Source organism: Cellulosimicrobium sp. G4 BAM 1002 (genome assembly GCF_057126935.1).
Map to the genome: position 1 here is coordinate 2,822,193 of NZ_CP182109.1, position 14,599 is coordinate 2,836,791.

Annotated in this window: 12 protein-coding genes; 3 read left to right on the forward strand and 9 right to left on the reverse strand. The window is 72.6% G+C overall.

Features of this window, described 5'->3' with window-relative positions:
• Window positions 1–40 precede the first annotated feature (40 nt).
• Window positions 41–517, reverse strand: a complete 477-nt coding sequence (locus ACMXGY_RS12790; protein ID WP_483773374.1) for an RDD family protein — start codon at window positions 515–517, stop codon at window positions 41–43.
• A gap of 262 nt (window positions 518–779) precedes the next feature.
• Here ACMXGY_RS12790 and glnA point away from each other — a divergent pair, with 262 nt between their 5' ends.
• Window positions 780–2,204, forward strand: coding sequence for a type I glutamate--ammonia ligase (gene glnA, locus ACMXGY_RS12795; protein ID WP_483773375.1), 1,425 nt, complete (start codon window positions 780–782; stop codon window positions 2,202–2,204).
• A 130-nt stretch (window positions 2,205–2,334) separates the two neighbouring features.
• On the opposite strand, the gene ACMXGY_RS12800 is transcribed toward glnA, so the two are convergent.
• From ACMXGY_RS12800 to ACMXGY_RS12810, 3 genes are all read right to left on the reverse strand, one after another.
• Window positions 2,335–2,934, reverse strand: a complete 600-nt coding sequence (locus ACMXGY_RS12800; protein WP_483773376.1) for a DUF3885 domain-containing protein — start codon at window positions 2,932–2,934, stop codon at window positions 2,335–2,337.
• Window positions 2,935–3,030: 96 nt separating this feature from the next.
• Window positions 3,031–3,528 (reverse strand): hypothetical protein, encoded by a 498-nt coding sequence (locus ACMXGY_RS12805; RefSeq protein ID WP_483773377.1) that lies wholly within the window; start codon window positions 3,526–3,528, stop codon window positions 3,031–3,033.
• 69 nt (window positions 3,529–3,597) lie between these two features.
• Complete coding sequence (locus ACMXGY_RS12810; protein ID WP_483773378.1) at window positions 3,598–3,738, reverse strand: hypothetical protein; 141 nt, start codon at window positions 3,736–3,738, stop codon at window positions 3,598–3,600.
• 187 nt (window positions 3,739–3,925) lie between these two features.
• Between ACMXGY_RS12810 and ACMXGY_RS12815 the strand changes: the two genes are divergently transcribed.
• Window positions 3,926–4,408 (forward strand): DUF3592 domain-containing protein, encoded by a 483-nt coding sequence (locus ACMXGY_RS12815; protein ID WP_483773379.1) that lies wholly within the window; start codon window positions 3,926–3,928, stop codon window positions 4,406–4,408.
• 11 nt (window positions 4,409–4,419) lie between these two features.
• Here the strand turns inward: ACMXGY_RS12815 and ACMXGY_RS12820 are convergent, their stop codons facing one another.
• The 5 genes from ACMXGY_RS12820 to ACMXGY_RS12840 form a co-directional block, all read right to left on the reverse strand.
• Entirely contained in the window at window positions 4,420–6,093 is a 1,674-nt protein-coding gene (locus tag ACMXGY_RS12820; protein WP_483773380.1) for a flavin-containing monooxygenase, read from the reverse strand.
• Between the two features lie 123 nt (window positions 6,094–6,216).
• Window positions 6,217–7,812, reverse strand: coding sequence for an SLC13 family permease (locus ACMXGY_RS12825; RefSeq protein WP_483773381.1), 1,596 nt, complete (start codon window positions 7,810–7,812; stop codon window positions 6,217–6,219).
• Between the two features lie 69 nt (window positions 7,813–7,881).
• Window positions 7,882–8,271, reverse strand: a complete 390-nt coding sequence (locus tag ACMXGY_RS12830; protein WP_483773382.1) for a hypothetical protein — start codon at window positions 8,269–8,271, stop codon at window positions 7,882–7,884.
• Window positions 8,272–8,273: 2 nt separating this feature from the next.
• Window positions 8,274–11,426, reverse strand: coding sequence for a bifunctional [glutamine synthetase] adenylyltransferase/[glutamine synthetase]-adenylyl-L-tyrosine phosphorylase (locus ACMXGY_RS12835; protein ID WP_483773383.1), 3,153 nt, complete (start codon window positions 11,424–11,426; stop codon window positions 8,274–8,276).
• Window positions 11,423–12,760 (reverse strand): glutamine synthetase family protein, encoded by a 1,338-nt coding sequence (locus tag ACMXGY_RS12840; protein ID WP_483773384.1) that lies wholly within the window; start codon window positions 12,758–12,760, stop codon window positions 11,423–11,425. Before ACMXGY_RS12840 ends, ACMXGY_RS12835 begins: the two co-directional genes overlap by 4 nt.
• Before the next feature lie 115 nt (window positions 12,761–12,875).
• Here ACMXGY_RS12840 and ACMXGY_RS12845 point away from each other — a divergent pair, with 115 nt between their 5' ends.
• Window positions 12,876–14,582, forward strand: a complete 1,707-nt coding sequence (locus ACMXGY_RS12845) for an NAD+ synthase (protein ID WP_483773385.1) — start codon at window positions 12,876–12,878, stop codon at window positions 14,580–14,582.
• The last annotated feature ends 17 nt before the right edge of the window (window positions 14,583–14,599 follow it).

The window sequence follows — 14,599 nt, forward strand, 5'->3', positions numbered from 1 at the left end:
CGTCAGGCCGGGCGTCGTCGTGCCGGTGAGGGTGCGTCCGTCAGGTGCGGACGAGGACCGTGCCGGCCGCGCGGTCGTGGAGGCCGCGGCCGTCGGCGTCCCAGACGACCGCCGGGATGACGAGGCACAGCAGGACCGTGCGGAGCGCGCCGCGGGCGACGCCGACCATGCGCGCGGGCTCGGCGACCCGGCGCACGCGCATCCCCATGACCCGGTGGCCGACGGTGAAGCCGAGCGTGCTCACGAGCAGGACGTTCTCGATCGCGAAGACGAGCGGCTGGGACCAGACGGGCAGCGCGGAGATGCCCTCGAAGAAGCCGGGCACGTCGGGGCGGAAGAAGAGGAACGCGACGAGCGTCGCGAGCGTCCAGTCGATGATCAGCGCGACGACGCGGCGCCCGAGCGTCGCGAGGGAGCCAGGCCCGTCGGGCGGGAGCCCGAGCCGCGCGCCGCGTCCGTCCTGCTGACCGCCGGGCGTGCCCTCGAGCCACGACCCCATATCCTCGCGTGAAACCACGGCACCAGAGTACGTGCCGCGCCGTGGACGCCCTGGACGCCGGGCAGCCGTGCGGCGGTAGGGTGCCGAACGGCACACCGGCCCGCCGCCGGCTGCTGCGTGCCCCCGTGTAGCACCAACGTCACACGGGGAGGCGGGACGTAACACGACCGAAACAACGGGTACACGGCGAGGAAACGGCCTGCACCTAGGTTCGTGGGCGCCACGTCAGCGGCGTGTCCGCCGCGCAGCCCGACGGCACCACCCGATCAAGGAGCAACGGATGTTCAACAACGCGGAGGAGGCAATCGCCTTCACGCGGAACGAAGGCGTCGAGTTCGTCGACGTCCGGTTCTGCGACCTGCCCGGCATCATGCAGCACTTCAACATCCCCGTCTCGCAGTTCGACGAAGCTGCATTCGAGGACGGCCTGATGTTCGACGGTTCGTCGATCCGCGGCTTCCAGGCGATCCACGAGTCCGACATGAAGCTCGTGCCCGACGTCAAGACCGCCTTCGTGGACCCCTTCCGCAAGCGCAAGACGCTCGTCGTCAACTTCTCCATCGTGGACCCGTTCACGGGTGAGCCGTACTCGCGCGACCCCCGCAACATCGCGGCCAAGGCGGAGGCGTACCTGCGCTCCACCGGCATCGCGGACACCGCGTTCTTCGCGCCCGAGGCCGAGTTCTACCTGTTCGACGAGGCGCGCTTCGCGACGAACCAGCACTCGAGCTTCTACTACCTCGACTCGATCGAGGCGGCGTGGAACACGGGCCGCGAGGAGGAGGGTGGCAACCTCGCGTACAAGACGCGCTACAAGGGTGGCTACTTCCCCGTCTCGCCGTCCGACCGCTTCGCGGACCTGCGCGACGACATGTGCGCGACGCTGGAGGAGGTCGGCCTCGAGGTCGAGCGCGCACACCACGAGGTGGGCACCGCCGGTCAGCAGGAGATCAACTACCGCTTCAACACGCTGCTCCACGCGGCCGACGACCTGATGAAGTTCAAGTACGTCATCCGCAACCAGGCCTTCGAGGCCGGCAAGTCGGTCACGTTCATGCCGAAGCCGATCTTCGGCGACAACGGCTCGGGCATGCACTCGCACCAGTCCCTGTGGAAGGACGGCAAGCCGCTGTTCTTCGACGAGAAGGGCTACGGCGGTCTCTCCGACCTCGCGCGCTGGTACATCGGCGGCCTGCTCAAGCACGCGCCGTCGCTCCTCGCGTTCACGAACCCGTCGGTGAACTCCTACCACCGCCTGGTCCCGGGCTACGAGGCCCCGGTCAACCTGGTCTACTCGGCCCGCAACCGCTCCGCGTGCATCCGCATCCCGGTGACCGGCTCGTCCGCCGGCGCCAAGCGCGTCGAGTTCCGCGTGCCGGACCCGTCGGCCAACCCGTACCTCGCGTTCGCCGCCCAGTTGCTCGCCGGCATCGACGGCATCAAGAACCGCATCGAGCCGCCGGAGCCGATCGACAAGGACCTCTACGAGCTGCCGCCCGAGGAGCACGCGCAGATCCAGCAGGTCCCCGGCTCGCTCGCCGAGGCGCTGGACAACCTCGAGGCCGACCACGAGTTCCTCACGCAGGGCGACGTGTTCACGCCGGACCTCATCCAGACGTGGATCGACTACAAGCGCACCAACGAGATCGACCCGATCCGCCTGCGCCCGCACCCCCACGAGTTCGAGCTCTACTACGACATCTGATCGGCGGGCCTGCCGGCCCCACGTCAGATGACCGAGGACGGCGTCCGACCTGCGCGTTCACCGTGCGGGTCGGGCGCCGTTCTGTCGTTCCCGGCGACGAGCGAGACAGCTCGGGCGACGGCAGCGACGCTCAGAGCCCGTCCTCGCGGGGTGAGAGCCAAGCGGCGTACCGGACGCTCAAGGCGTCGCGCGCCTCGGCGGTCGACGCGATGACGTCCGCACCGCCGTCGTACGGCGCGTAGATCCAGTCGACGGCGTCGTCGGTCAGGACGATGCAGTCGACGTCGTTCGCGGCTCGCAAGAGCCACGGGTCGAGCGCGGCGCGAGTGGGCGGGAGTCGGCGCACGAACGCCGACGCCTCGATCGCCTCGTCCTCCACGTCGGCCGTCGTCTCGTCGACGAAGGTCCGCCAGAACGACCAGCTCCTCGAGATCTCGCGAAACTCCTGTGCCGCACGGAACCGGCCCTGCCCGTCCCACCTCATCAGGACGACGACGACCTCGTCGGCGCTCGATTTTCGGAGCGCCGCAAGCACCTGATGATGACGGTCGAGCAACGTCTCTTCCTCCTCCTCGGTGTCGGCATCACGCTTCGAGTCCGGAAGGCTGTGGAACCGCACCCAGCGATCGGCGAGGTGCTCCCGGACGGACCACGACGCCGGGATCGCCCTGACTGCTCGGCACTCCCAGGCTGTCCCGAGCCCGTCCCACGAGGGATCCGGTTCAGGCATCCGGAACCCGCGCACGCCGGCGAACATCTTCTCGCACCGCCCGAGCAGGTAGCGGAAGATCGCCAGGCAAGTGGGAGAGCCCGGAGATGCCGCGCCTCAAGTCCGTCCCCTCCACCGACCCGCACGCCGCTCCCGCGCTGCGTGCCTGACGTTCCGCGCGACCCCGTGCTCGGCGATGTCGTCAAGCACGACGTCGGCTGCGACCAGCTCGACCAGGAGACGCTGGCACCACGGGGTGAGGTCGGGTAGATCGTCGACGATCGACCTGGGCCGGTCCAGGAGGTCACGGATCAGTGCCCACTCACGAAGACGCCGTTCCGCGAACACCCGTCCGGGCGACGCCCCGAGGATGTCGACCCACGCGCGCCCGTCGGCGGTGGCGACGTGCTGGAGGACGTCCACGACGACGACCCGCGCCATCTCGTCGCCCTCGGCCACGGCCTCCTGGAGCAGCGGACGGAGGTCCTCGCGCGGGACGGCGTCTGCGTAGACCGCCCACCGGCTGTGCTCGACGTCGTGGTCGACCTCGGTCTCGCCCACCCGGTCGGCGAGCAGGCGGAGCACCTCTCGGCCCCGCGGCGTCAACCGCGTCACGCCTGGTTCTCCTGGCGCCCGAGGAGTCCGCAGGGGCCGTCGGCAGGGCTCAGGACCCGCCGGGCCGCCTCACGCACCGCAGCGTCCGGGCGAGCACGCTCCTCGGCGACCACCGAGCCGTCGTCGATCACCGTCGAACGCGTCCAGCGCGGAGTCGGCCGCGACGAGGAGCTCGTCGGCGGCCGCGCGGCAAGCGAACTGGGAGGACACGGCGCCCAACCTAGCCGTCGCCACGCACCTGATCGAGAACTTTGCGGGTGGCGGGCGGGCACCAGAGCACCGGACTGCGAGGGACCCGCACAGGACGGTCCCGAACACCGGCTCCGGCGGATCGGCCGTACAGGTACCGTGTGGCCGGCACCGTCCGAGGGGGCGGCCGAGCAGAAGGGTTGTGCACGTGCGAGTCAGGATGATCGTGGGGGCGGTCTTCGCCGTGGTGGGGCTCGTGCTCGCCGGTGTCGGCGGCGTGAACGGGTACTCGACGTACTCGTTCCAGCAGACGGCCGAGCGGACGACCGGAACGGTCGTGGACCTAGATGTTCGGTGGGGGTCGCACAAGAGTCGCTCGACGAGCCGCGCCGAGTACCCGGTCGTCGAGTTCGAGGCCGACGGAGAGCTGCACACCTTCCGGAGCACGGTGACCAGCACGTCGCACCCGGAGATCGGCGACGACGTCTCGGTCCTCTACAACCCTGCTGACCCCGCCGACGCACGCCTGGCCGGCGGACTGCTCAACCACGTGCTCGAGCTGATCCTCGGTGGGATCGGCGTGCTCTTCGCCGTGGTCGGGTCGTCGCTCCTGATCGGTGGCCTCCGCAGACGCGGACGCGCCGCTCCCCCTGCCGGCCCACCTGCGTGGCCCAGCGACGCGGTCGTGTAGGCAGGCACGACTCAGGCGACCTGCGGGGCCTCTCCTGCCCGGCGGTGGGCCGACGGCAGGTCGGAGCCCGGCCGGAGCCCGGCGTAGCCCTCGGCCTCGGCCTCCGCGCACAGGTCCTGGTAGACCTGCCCGCCGCCGAGGTACACCGCCATCTCCACGCGCTTGCCCGGGACGTTGCCACCGACGAACCACGCACCCGCCTTGCGCCCCTCCTCGTACATGACCGTCGCGTTCGCGGCCCGGTCGGTCTCCGCGCGCCACCAGTCCTCCGCCTCGCGCGTCGGCTCGAGCCTGTCGATCCCGTGGTCCCGTGCGAAGGTCAGCGCGCGCTGGAGCCACTGCGCACCGAGCTGGACCGGGACCGGCAGGTTGGACAGCGGCGTCTGCGGTCCGAGTGACATGAAGAAGTTCGGGAACCCGTGGACGGCGATCCCCAGGTAGGTCAGGAGCCCGTCGCGCTCCCACCGTTCGCGCAGCGTGATCCCCTCGCGACCGACGACGTCGAACGCCGTGAGCGCGCCCGTCATGGCGTCGAACCCGGTCGCGAGGACGAGCACGTCGAGCTCGTGCTCGACGTCCTCGACGACGACCCCGCGGCGCGTGACCCGGGTGATCGGTGACGCGAGCACGTCGACGAGCTCGACGTTCTCCCGGTTGAACGCCTCGTAGTAGCCGTGGCCCGTCGGAGGTCGCTTGCCCATGAAGGTGTACGTCGTCGGGCTCAGGGCGTCCGCGGTCCGGGGGTCGGCCACGGTCTCGCGGATCTTCGCCCGGATGAACTCGGACGCGTGCTCGCTGGCGCGCGGGCTCGTCAGGAGGTCCGTGAAGCACTCCATCGCGAAGTGGAAGCCTCCGGCCTCCCACTTCGACTCGAACACCCGCCGCCGCTCGTCGGCGTCGACCTCGAGCGCCGAGTGCGTGGGGAGCTCCATCGGCACCCCGAACGGGTGCCTGGCCGCGCGGTCGAAGACCCCGTCGTAGTTCGCGCGCAACCACGCGAGCTCTTCCGCTGTGACCGCCGGGTTCGTGGTCTCGACGACGTAGTTCGGGGTGCGCTGGAAGACCGTGACGTGCGCGGCCTCGATGGCCAGCTCGGGCAGCATCTGGATCCCCGACGCCCCCACGCCGATCATCCCCACGCGCTTGCCGCTCAGGTCGACACCCTCGTGGGGCCACCGCGCCGAGTGGTGCACCGGCCCGGCGAACGCGTCCAGGCCGGGGATCTCCGGGTACACAGGTCGCGAGAGGATCCCCGTTGCCGACACGAGATACGTCCCGCGCAGGCAGGAGCCGTCCGCGAGCGTGAGCGTCCAGGCGTTGGTGCTCTCGGAGTGCTCGGCACGCACGACCCGGGTGCTCAGCCGGATGTCCCGGCGCAGGTCGAGCCGGTCGGCGACGAACTCGAGGTAGGCGCGGATCTCCGCGCCCGACGGATACCGCTGCGTCCACTCCCACTCGTCGCGCACCTCGGTCGAGAACGAGAACGCGTAGGAGTCGTACTCCGAGTCGGTGCGCACGCCCGGGTACCGGTTGGCCCACCATGTGCCGCCGATCCCTCCCGCGGCGTCGACCACGAGGACCGAGAGCCCGATCTCGCGCAGGTGGTGGAGCATCGCCAGCCCCGAGTACCCCGCCCCGATGACGACCGCGTCGTAGGTCTCGCCGCCGCTCCCCGAATCCTCCATGTGCCGCTCCCCCGAGTTGGTCCGCCAGGACGTCACGGGCGACGAGCCCGTGCGACGCGGTACACCGTCCCATGCGCCGGGGCGTTGTGCCAGAGCCGGTCCGCCGCTTCCCCGCGGCCGCGGTCAGAACGGCCAGACGAGCGGGACGTACAGGACCGCGGCGGCGAGGAAGACCACGGCGAGCGGCAGGCCGAGTCGCCAGTAGTCGCCGAACCGGTAGCCGCCCGGCTGCAGGACCATGAGGTTGACCGGCGTGGCGATCGGGGTGAGGAAGGCCGCGGCTCCGGCGACCGTGAGCGCCATCATGAACGGCTGCACGCTCACGCCGAGCGTCTGGGCGAACGAGACGGCGACCGGAGCCATCACGAGCACGGTCGCGACGTTCGAGATGAACTGCCCGAGCACGATCGTGAGCACGCACACCACGAGGAGGGCGAGCTGCGGCGAGCCGCCGCCGATGAGCCCGAGCACGAGCTCGGCGATCGCGTCCGCCGCCCCTGAGGACACGAAGGCCCCCGACAGCGGGATGAGCGCGGCGATGAGGACGACGGTGTCCCACGAGATCGCACGGAACGACTGCGGCACGGTGACGACCCGCAGGAGCACGAGGGCTCCCGCCGCGAGCAGACCCGCGATGACCGGCGGCACGACCCCGGTCGCCAGCAGCACGATCGTCACGACCAGCACGGCCAGGCAGCGCCGCCAGCCGCGCCCCAGCGGGACGCCGCGCTGCAGGCTCTTCGAGGAGTCGACGGCGATGACGTCGGGCGACTGGGTGTACCGGTGGAGCGCGTCCCACGGCCCGCGCACGAGCACGGCGTCGCCGGGCTGGAGGATCATCGGGCCGGACGGCGCCTCGGTGTCCGGTCCGGTCGAGCTGCCGTCGCCGCGGCGGATGGCGAGCACGACGAGGCCCTCGTCCCGGGTCGTCATGCCGGGGCTCACCCGGCGCCCCACGAGCGTCGAGCGTGGCGCGATGAGCACCTCGACGACCCCCGTGCCGCCGGTGAAGAGACGGCCCGTGTCGAGCTCGGCGGGGTAGCTCTCGCGCCACGAGCGCACGCGCTCACGCGGGTCGGTGGCCGTGTCGGCGAGGTGCTCGGGGACTCGCTCCGGGAGCAGCCGGTCGCCGAGCGTCACGACGAGGACGGCCGTGGCGAGGACGAGCGGGATCCCCACCAACGCGAACTCGAAGTAGCCGAACTCCTGACCGCCCGCCTCAGCAGCCGCCTCGGAGACGATGATGTTCACGGGCGTGCCGGTCAGCGTGAGGAGCGAGCCGGCGCCCGCGGCGAACGCGAGCGGGATGAGCATGCGCGAGGGCACGATGCCGGCGCGCGCGGCAGCCACGACGGCGACCGGGAGGAGCGCCGCCACGGCGCCGTTGATGCTGATGACGGCCGCGAGCAGGGCGGCGACGCCGACCATCAGCGCGAGCAGCCCCGCACGGCCGAGCGACGCGCGCCGCTCGAGCCACTGCCCGATCCACGCGGTGATCCCCGTGGAGTCCAGCGCGTCGCTGAGCACGAAAAGGGTCGCGATGAACAGCACGATCGGGTCGCTGAACCCGCCCAGCGCCTCGTCGAGCGTGAGCACCCCGGTCGCCCACAGGGAGACGGGCACGAAGAGCGCGACGACCACGAGCGGCAGCCGGTTGGACATGAAACCCACGACCGCCAGCGCCAGGATGACGAAGGTCGCGACCAGCGGATCGATCATGGGCACCCCCTGGGACGTCAGGATGCCACAGGTCGCCCCGTCCGAGAGGTCACCTAGGTAGCGGGCGCGTCAGGCGCGCTCGCCCCGCGCGACGAGGCCCGCGCCCACGATCAGCAGCACGAGGAGGGCGACCACGAGGCCGAGGAGCGTGAACGCGCGGGCCGGTCCGAGCGGACCCTCCACGAGGCGCGCGGACCGTCGGCAGCCGACGCCGGCCAGGCCCCACAGGGCCGCGGCGGCGAAGGGCTCGGGGCGCTGCCACACGACGGTCAGCACGACCGCGAACGCCGCGAGCGCCCAGGTGATCCACCCCGCCCAGCGCAGGCGCGAGCCGTAGAACGACCCGGCCTCCCGACCGCCGCGCTCCGGCGCCGCGCGGCGGTCGCCCGCACCGCCCAGCACTCGGGGCTCACGTCGGTCGAGCAGTCCCGGGACGGGTGGCTCGTCGCGCCGGACCACGGTCAGTCCTCGCCGTAGAAGACGCGCTCCATGACAGTCCGGGCGCGACGCGCGGTGCGCAGGTAGTGCTCCTCGAGCTCGGCGCCGGTGTCGACGTCCGGGAGGTCGAGCACGCGCGCGAGGCCGTGGAGTGCCTGCCGGTCGTGCGGGAGCACGTCCGCGGTGGTCCCGCCGGTGCGCCCGGACCACAGCACGAGCGCGCTGCGGAGCCTCGACGCGAGGTGCCACGCCTCGCCCAGCACGGCCGCGTCGTCCGCCTCGACGAGACCGGCGACGACCGCGGCGTCGAGCGCGTCGACGGTCGACGTCGTCCGCAGCCCGGGGACCTGGTGCGCGTGCTGGAGCTGCAGGAGCTGGACGGTCCACTCGACGTCGGACACTCCACCGCGCCCGAGCTTGAGGTGCCTCGACGCCTCGACGCCGCGCGGCAGGCGCTCGGACTCGACGCGTGCCTTGATGCGCCGGACCTCCCGCACCTCCGCGGAGTCGAGGCCGCCGGCCGGGTACCGACGGCGGTCCGCGACGGCGCGGAAGGCCTCACCGAGGCCGGCGAGGTCGCCCGCGACGGGACGCGCGCGGAGCAGCGCCTGCGCCTCCCACACGCTCGACCAGCGCTCGTAGTACTCGGCGTACGAGGCGAGCGAGCGCACGAGGGGCCCGTTGCGGCCCTCGGGCCGCAGGTCGGCGTCGACCGGCAGCGCCGGCTCCGGCCCGACGGCGGACAGCAGCTGGCGCAGCCGCGTCGCCACGGCGAGCGCGTACGCCTGGGCGTCGCGCTCCTGCGCACCGGGCGCGGGGTCGTGCACGAACATGACGTCCGCGTCCGAGCCGTAGCCCATCTCGCGTCCGCCCAGACGCCCCATCGCGACGACGAGCACGCGTGCGGGCGCGGTCGCCGGCTCCTGGGCGTCGTACCCGAGCTCGTCGCGCGCGACGAACTCCGCGACCCGCAACGCGCCGACGAGCACGACGTCCGCCGCGTCGGAGATCGCGCGTGCGGCGTGCACGGGGTCGACGACGCCGAGCAGCTCGGCCGCGCCCGTGCGGGCGAGCTCGCGACGGCGCACGGCACGCAGGCTCACCGTCGCCGGCTCGACCTGGTCGGCGCGCGTGAGGATCGCGTCGGTCTCGGCCGCGAGGCGTGCGGCGCCACGCGGCGTGAGGTCGGCGTCGTCGGCGAGCCAGCGCACCGACTCGGGCGAGCGGGCGAGGGCGTCGGCCAGGTAGCGCGAGCTCGCGAGCAGGTGCGCGAGCCGCTGGGCGGCGGAGCCGGAGTCGCGCAGCAGCTTGAGGTACCAGTGCGTGGCGCCCAGCTGCTCGGAGAGCGTGCGGAACGCGAGGAGCCCGGCGTCGGGGTCGGCGCCCTCGGCGAACCAGCCGAGCATGACGGGCAGGAGCTGGCGCTGGATCGCGGCACGCCGGCTCACGCCCTCGGTCAGCGCGAGGACGTGACGCATCGCGCCCGCCGGGTCGCGGTAGCCGATCGCCGCGAACCGGGCCTTCGCCGCCTCCGGCGCGAGGCTCACCTCGTCGGGCGAGAGCTGCGCCGTCGCGGGCAGCAGCGGGCGGTAGAAGAGCTCCTCGTGCAGCGTCCGCACCTCGCGGCGCGTGGCGCGCCAGCGCTCGGTGAGGCCCTCGGCGCCCTCGGCGCGCAGACCGAGCGACCGCGCGAGGCGGCGCAGCTCGTCGTCGGACGTCGGGACGAGGTGCGTCCGCTTGAGCCGGAAGAGCTGGATGCGGTGCTCGAGCGAGCGCAGGAACCGGTAGCAGACGCCGAGCCGCGCCGCGTGGTCGCGACCGACGTACCCGGCGGCGGCGAGCTCGGTCAGCGCGGTGAGCGTCGACCGGCTGCGGATCGAGTCGTCGCCGCGCCCGTGGACGAGCTGCAGGAGCTGGACGGTGAACTCGACGTCGCGCAGGCCCCCCTTGCCGAGCTTGAGCTGGCGGTCGGCCTCGGCCGCGGGCACGTGGTCCTCCACGCGCCGCCGCATCGCCTGCGAGTCCTCGACGAAGTTCTCGCGCCCCGCTGCCGACCACACGAACGGGGAGATCGCCTCCTCGTACGCGCGGCCCAGGTCCCTGTCCCCCGCGACGGTGCGCGCCTTGAGCAGCGCCTGGAACTCCCACGTCTTGGCCCAGCGCTCGTAGTACGCGACGTGGCTCGCGAGCGTGCGCACGAGCGGTCCCTGCTTGCCCTCGGGACGCAGCGCGGCGTCGACCTGCCACAGGGGCGGCTCGCCCGACGTGCCCCAGCACACCCGGGCCAGGCCCGTCGCGAGCCGGGCGCCGACGGACGTGGCGTGGGCCTCGTCGTAGCCGTCGACCGGCTCGACGACGTAGACCACGTCGACGTCGGAGACGTAGTTGAGCTCGCGCGCGCCGCACTTGCCCATGCCGATCACGGCGAGCCGCACGCCGGCGCCGTGGTCGTCGAGCTCGGCGCGCGCGACCGCGAGCGCGCCCTCGAGCGCCGCCGCCGCGAGGTCCGCGAGCGCCGCGCCGACGGCGGGCATGCGCGTGAGGGGTTCGGTCGCTGTGAGGTCGGTGGCGGCGATGCGCAGGAGCCGCTCGCGGTACGCCCGGCGCAGCGCGTCGACGCGGGCGGGGCCCGGCTCGTCGGCGACGGGCACGGCGGCGTCCGGGTCCGCGCCGACGGCGCGCAGCAGCTCCGCGCGCACGTCGCGCGCGTCGACACCAGTGCCCGGTGTCGGGTCGGCGACGACCTCGAGCAGCGCGGGGCGGCGCACGACGTCGTCCCCGAGCGCGACCGACGCCCCGAGCACGGCGAGCAGCCGGTCCCGTGGCTCGCCCGCGGCGAGGCACCGGCGCGCGAGGCGGGCGAGCGGTCCGTCCTGCTCGACCTCCGGGCCCAGCGCGCCCGCGACGCGCACGACCTGCAGGAGCGCGAGGTCGGGGTCGGCCGCGGCGCCGAAGGCTGCCAGCAGGTCGTCGCTCAGGTGCTCCGGCCCGGCTGCGGCCGTGCCGGTCTCCTCGTCCGGGGCCGCGCCGCCGTCGAGCAGCCGCGCCAGGTCCGGGTCGGTCAGCAGGCTCGCCGAACGCGTGATGTCGGCGAAGCCGACGCGCGCGAGCCGACCGGTGAGCGTCGGCCGACGCGACCCGCCGGCCCGGCCGGACGCCGTCGTGGAGCTGCTCACAGGACCTGGAGGAACCGCTTCAGCTCGAACGGCGTGACCTGCGCGCGGTAGGCGTCCCACTCCTGGCGCTTGTTGCGCAGCACGAAGTCGAACACGTGCTCGCCCAGCGTCTCGGCCACGAGCTCCGAGCTCTCCATGATCTGGATCGCGGCGTCGAGCGACTGCGGCAGCGGCTTGATGCCGAGCGCGCGGCGCTCGGCGTCGGTGAGCTCCCACACGTCGTCCTCGGTGGCCTCGGGGAGCTCGTAGCCCTCCTCGATGCCCTTGAGCCCGGCGGCGAGCATGACGGCGAACGCGAGGTACGGGTTCGTCGCCGAGTCGAGCGCGCGGTACTCCACGCGGCTCGAGTTGCCCTTGCCCGGCTTGTACATCGGCACGCGCACGAGCGCGGAGCGGTTGTTGTGGCCCCAGCACACGTAGCTCGGCGCCTCGGCGCCGCCCCACAGGCGCTTGTACGAGTTCACGTACTGGTTGGTGATCGCAGTGATCTCGGCGGCGTGCACGAGCAGGCCGGCGATGAACTGGCGCGCCGTCTTGGACAGCTCGAACTGCGCGCCGGGCTCGTGGAACGCGTTGCGGTCGCCCTCGAAGAGCGAGAGGTGCGTGTGCATGCCCGACCCGGGGTGCTCGGCCATCGGCTTGGGCATGAACGACGCGAACACGCCCTGCTCGAGAGCGACCTCCTTGACGACCGTGCGGAACGTCATGAGGTTGTCCGCCGTCGTCAGGGCGTCGGCGTAGCGCAGGTCGATCTCGTTCTGGCCCGGCCCCGCCTCGTGGTGGGAGAACTCGACCGAGATGCCCATGGACTCGAGCATCGTGATCGCGGCGCGGCGGAAGTCGTGCGTCGACCCCCGCGCGAGGTGGTCGAAGTACCCGCCCTGGTCGACCGGCACGAGCGGCGACTCGGCGTCGGCGGGCTGGTTGAACAGGTAGAACTCGACCTCGGGGTGCGTGTAGAACGTGAAGCCCTTGTCGCTCGCCTTCGCCAGCGCGCGCTTGAGCACGTTGCGGCTGTCCGCGAGGGACGGCTCGCCGTCGGGCGTGAGGATGTCGCAGAACATGCGCGCGGTGCCGTGCCGCTCGCCGCGCCACGGGAGCACCTGGAACGTCGTCGGGTCCGGCTTGGCGATCATGTCGGCCTCGTACACGCGCGTGAGGCCCTCGATCGAGCTGCCGTCGAACCCGATGCCCTCCGCGAACGCCGACTCGAGCTCGGCCGGGGCGACCGCCACCGACTTGAGCATCCCGAGCACGTCGGTGAACCAGAGCCGGATGAAGCGGATGTCGCGCTCCTCGACCGTGCGGAGCACGAACTCCTGCTGCCTGTCCATGCGGTACATCCTGCCTGATCCGTGTGACGAACGGGTGACACGGTCGTGTGGCGGACGTCGCGCGCCCGCCGGGGCCGCGCACTCCGGGCCCGCCGGGCTCGTCTAGGCTGGCCGCATGGCTGATCTGCGCGTCGCGCTGGCACAGGTCGACACGTGCGTGGGGGACCTCGACGGCAACGCCGCGCTCGTCCTCGAGCGCACCCGCGAGGCGGCCGCCGCCGGCGCCGCGCTCGTCGCGTTCCCCGAGATGACCCTCACGGGCTACCCGATCGAGGACCTCGCGCTGCGCGCGTCGTTCCGCCGCGCGGCCTGGGAGGCCGCCGCGGACATCGCGGCCCGGCTCGCAGCCGAGGGCCTCAGCGACGTCACCGTCGTGCTCGGCACCGTCGGGACGGCCGGCGACCCGCAAGGTGCCGGCGCCGCCGAGCGGGAGGCGTCCGGCTCACCCGCCGACCTGCCGACGAACCGCGCCGTCGTCCTCCGCGACGGCGTCGTGCAGGCGGCGTACGACAAGCACCACCTGCCGAACTACGGCGTGTTCGACGAGTTCCGCATCTTCGCCCCGGGCACCACGACGACGGTCGTCGAGGTCGAGGGCCGCCGCGTCGGCATCGCGATCTGCGAGGACATCTGGCAGGACGGCGGCCCGGTCGCCGAGATGGCGACGCTCGACGAGGCGGGGAACGGGCTCGACCTGCTGCTCGTGCTCAACGGCTCGCCGTACGAGGAGGGCAAGGGCCACGTGCGCACCGACCTCGCCGCGCGCCGCGCGCGCGAGGTGACGGCGCCCGTCGCGTACGTCAACCTCGTCGGTGGTCAGGACGACCTCGTGTTCGACGGCGGCTCGTTCGTCACGGACTCGTCCGGTTCCGTCGTGGCGCGCTCGCCCCAGTTCGTCGAGGACCTGCTCGTGTGGGAGCTGCCCGACGACGGCAGCGCCCCGCGCGGGTCCCTCGCCCCCGAGCTGCACCCCGACGAGGAGGTGTACCGGGCGTGCGTCACGGGCCTCGCGGGGTACGTGCGCAAGAACGGCTTCCGGTCGGTGGTCCTCGGCGTCTCGGGCGGCATCGACTCGGCGCTCACCGCGACGATCGCGGCCGACGCGATCGGCGGGGCGAACGTCGTCGGGGTGTCCCTGCCGTCGCGCTACTCGTCCGAGCACAGCAAGGACGACGCCGCCGACCTCGCCAAGCGCCTCGGCGCGGACTACCGCGTCCAGCCCATCGCCCCCATGGTCGAGGCGTTCCAGGGCGAGCTCGAGCTCGAGGGCGTCGCCGAGGAGAACCTCCAGGCGCGCGTGCGCGGCGTCGTCCTCATGGCGATCTCCAACCGCGAGGGTCACCTCGTGATCGCGCCGGGAAACAAGTCCGAGCTCGCGACGGGGTACGCGACGATCTACGACGCGGGCAGCATCGGCGGGTTCGCTCCTCTCAAGGACGTCGACAAGTCCCGTGTGTGGCAGCTCGCGCGCTGGCGCAACAACCACGCCCTGGACCGCGGCGAGATCCCCCCGATCCCCGAGTCGTCGATCACGAAGCCACCGTCGGCCGAGCTGCGCCCCGGCCAGACCGACCAGGACTCCCTGCCCCCGTACGACCTGCTCGACGAGGTGCTCGACGCGTACATCGAGCACGCGGAGGGCCGGGCCGAGCTCCTCGCGCGAGGTTTCGACCCGGAGGTCGTCGACAAGGTCGTGACGCTCGTCGACAGGGCCGAGTGGAAGCGCCGTCAGTACCCGCCGGGCCCCAAGGTGACCGCTCTCGCGTTCGGCCGCGACCGTCGTCTGCCCATCACCAACCGCTGGCGCGAGCCGCTCGACTGACGGCCCGCGGCACCCCG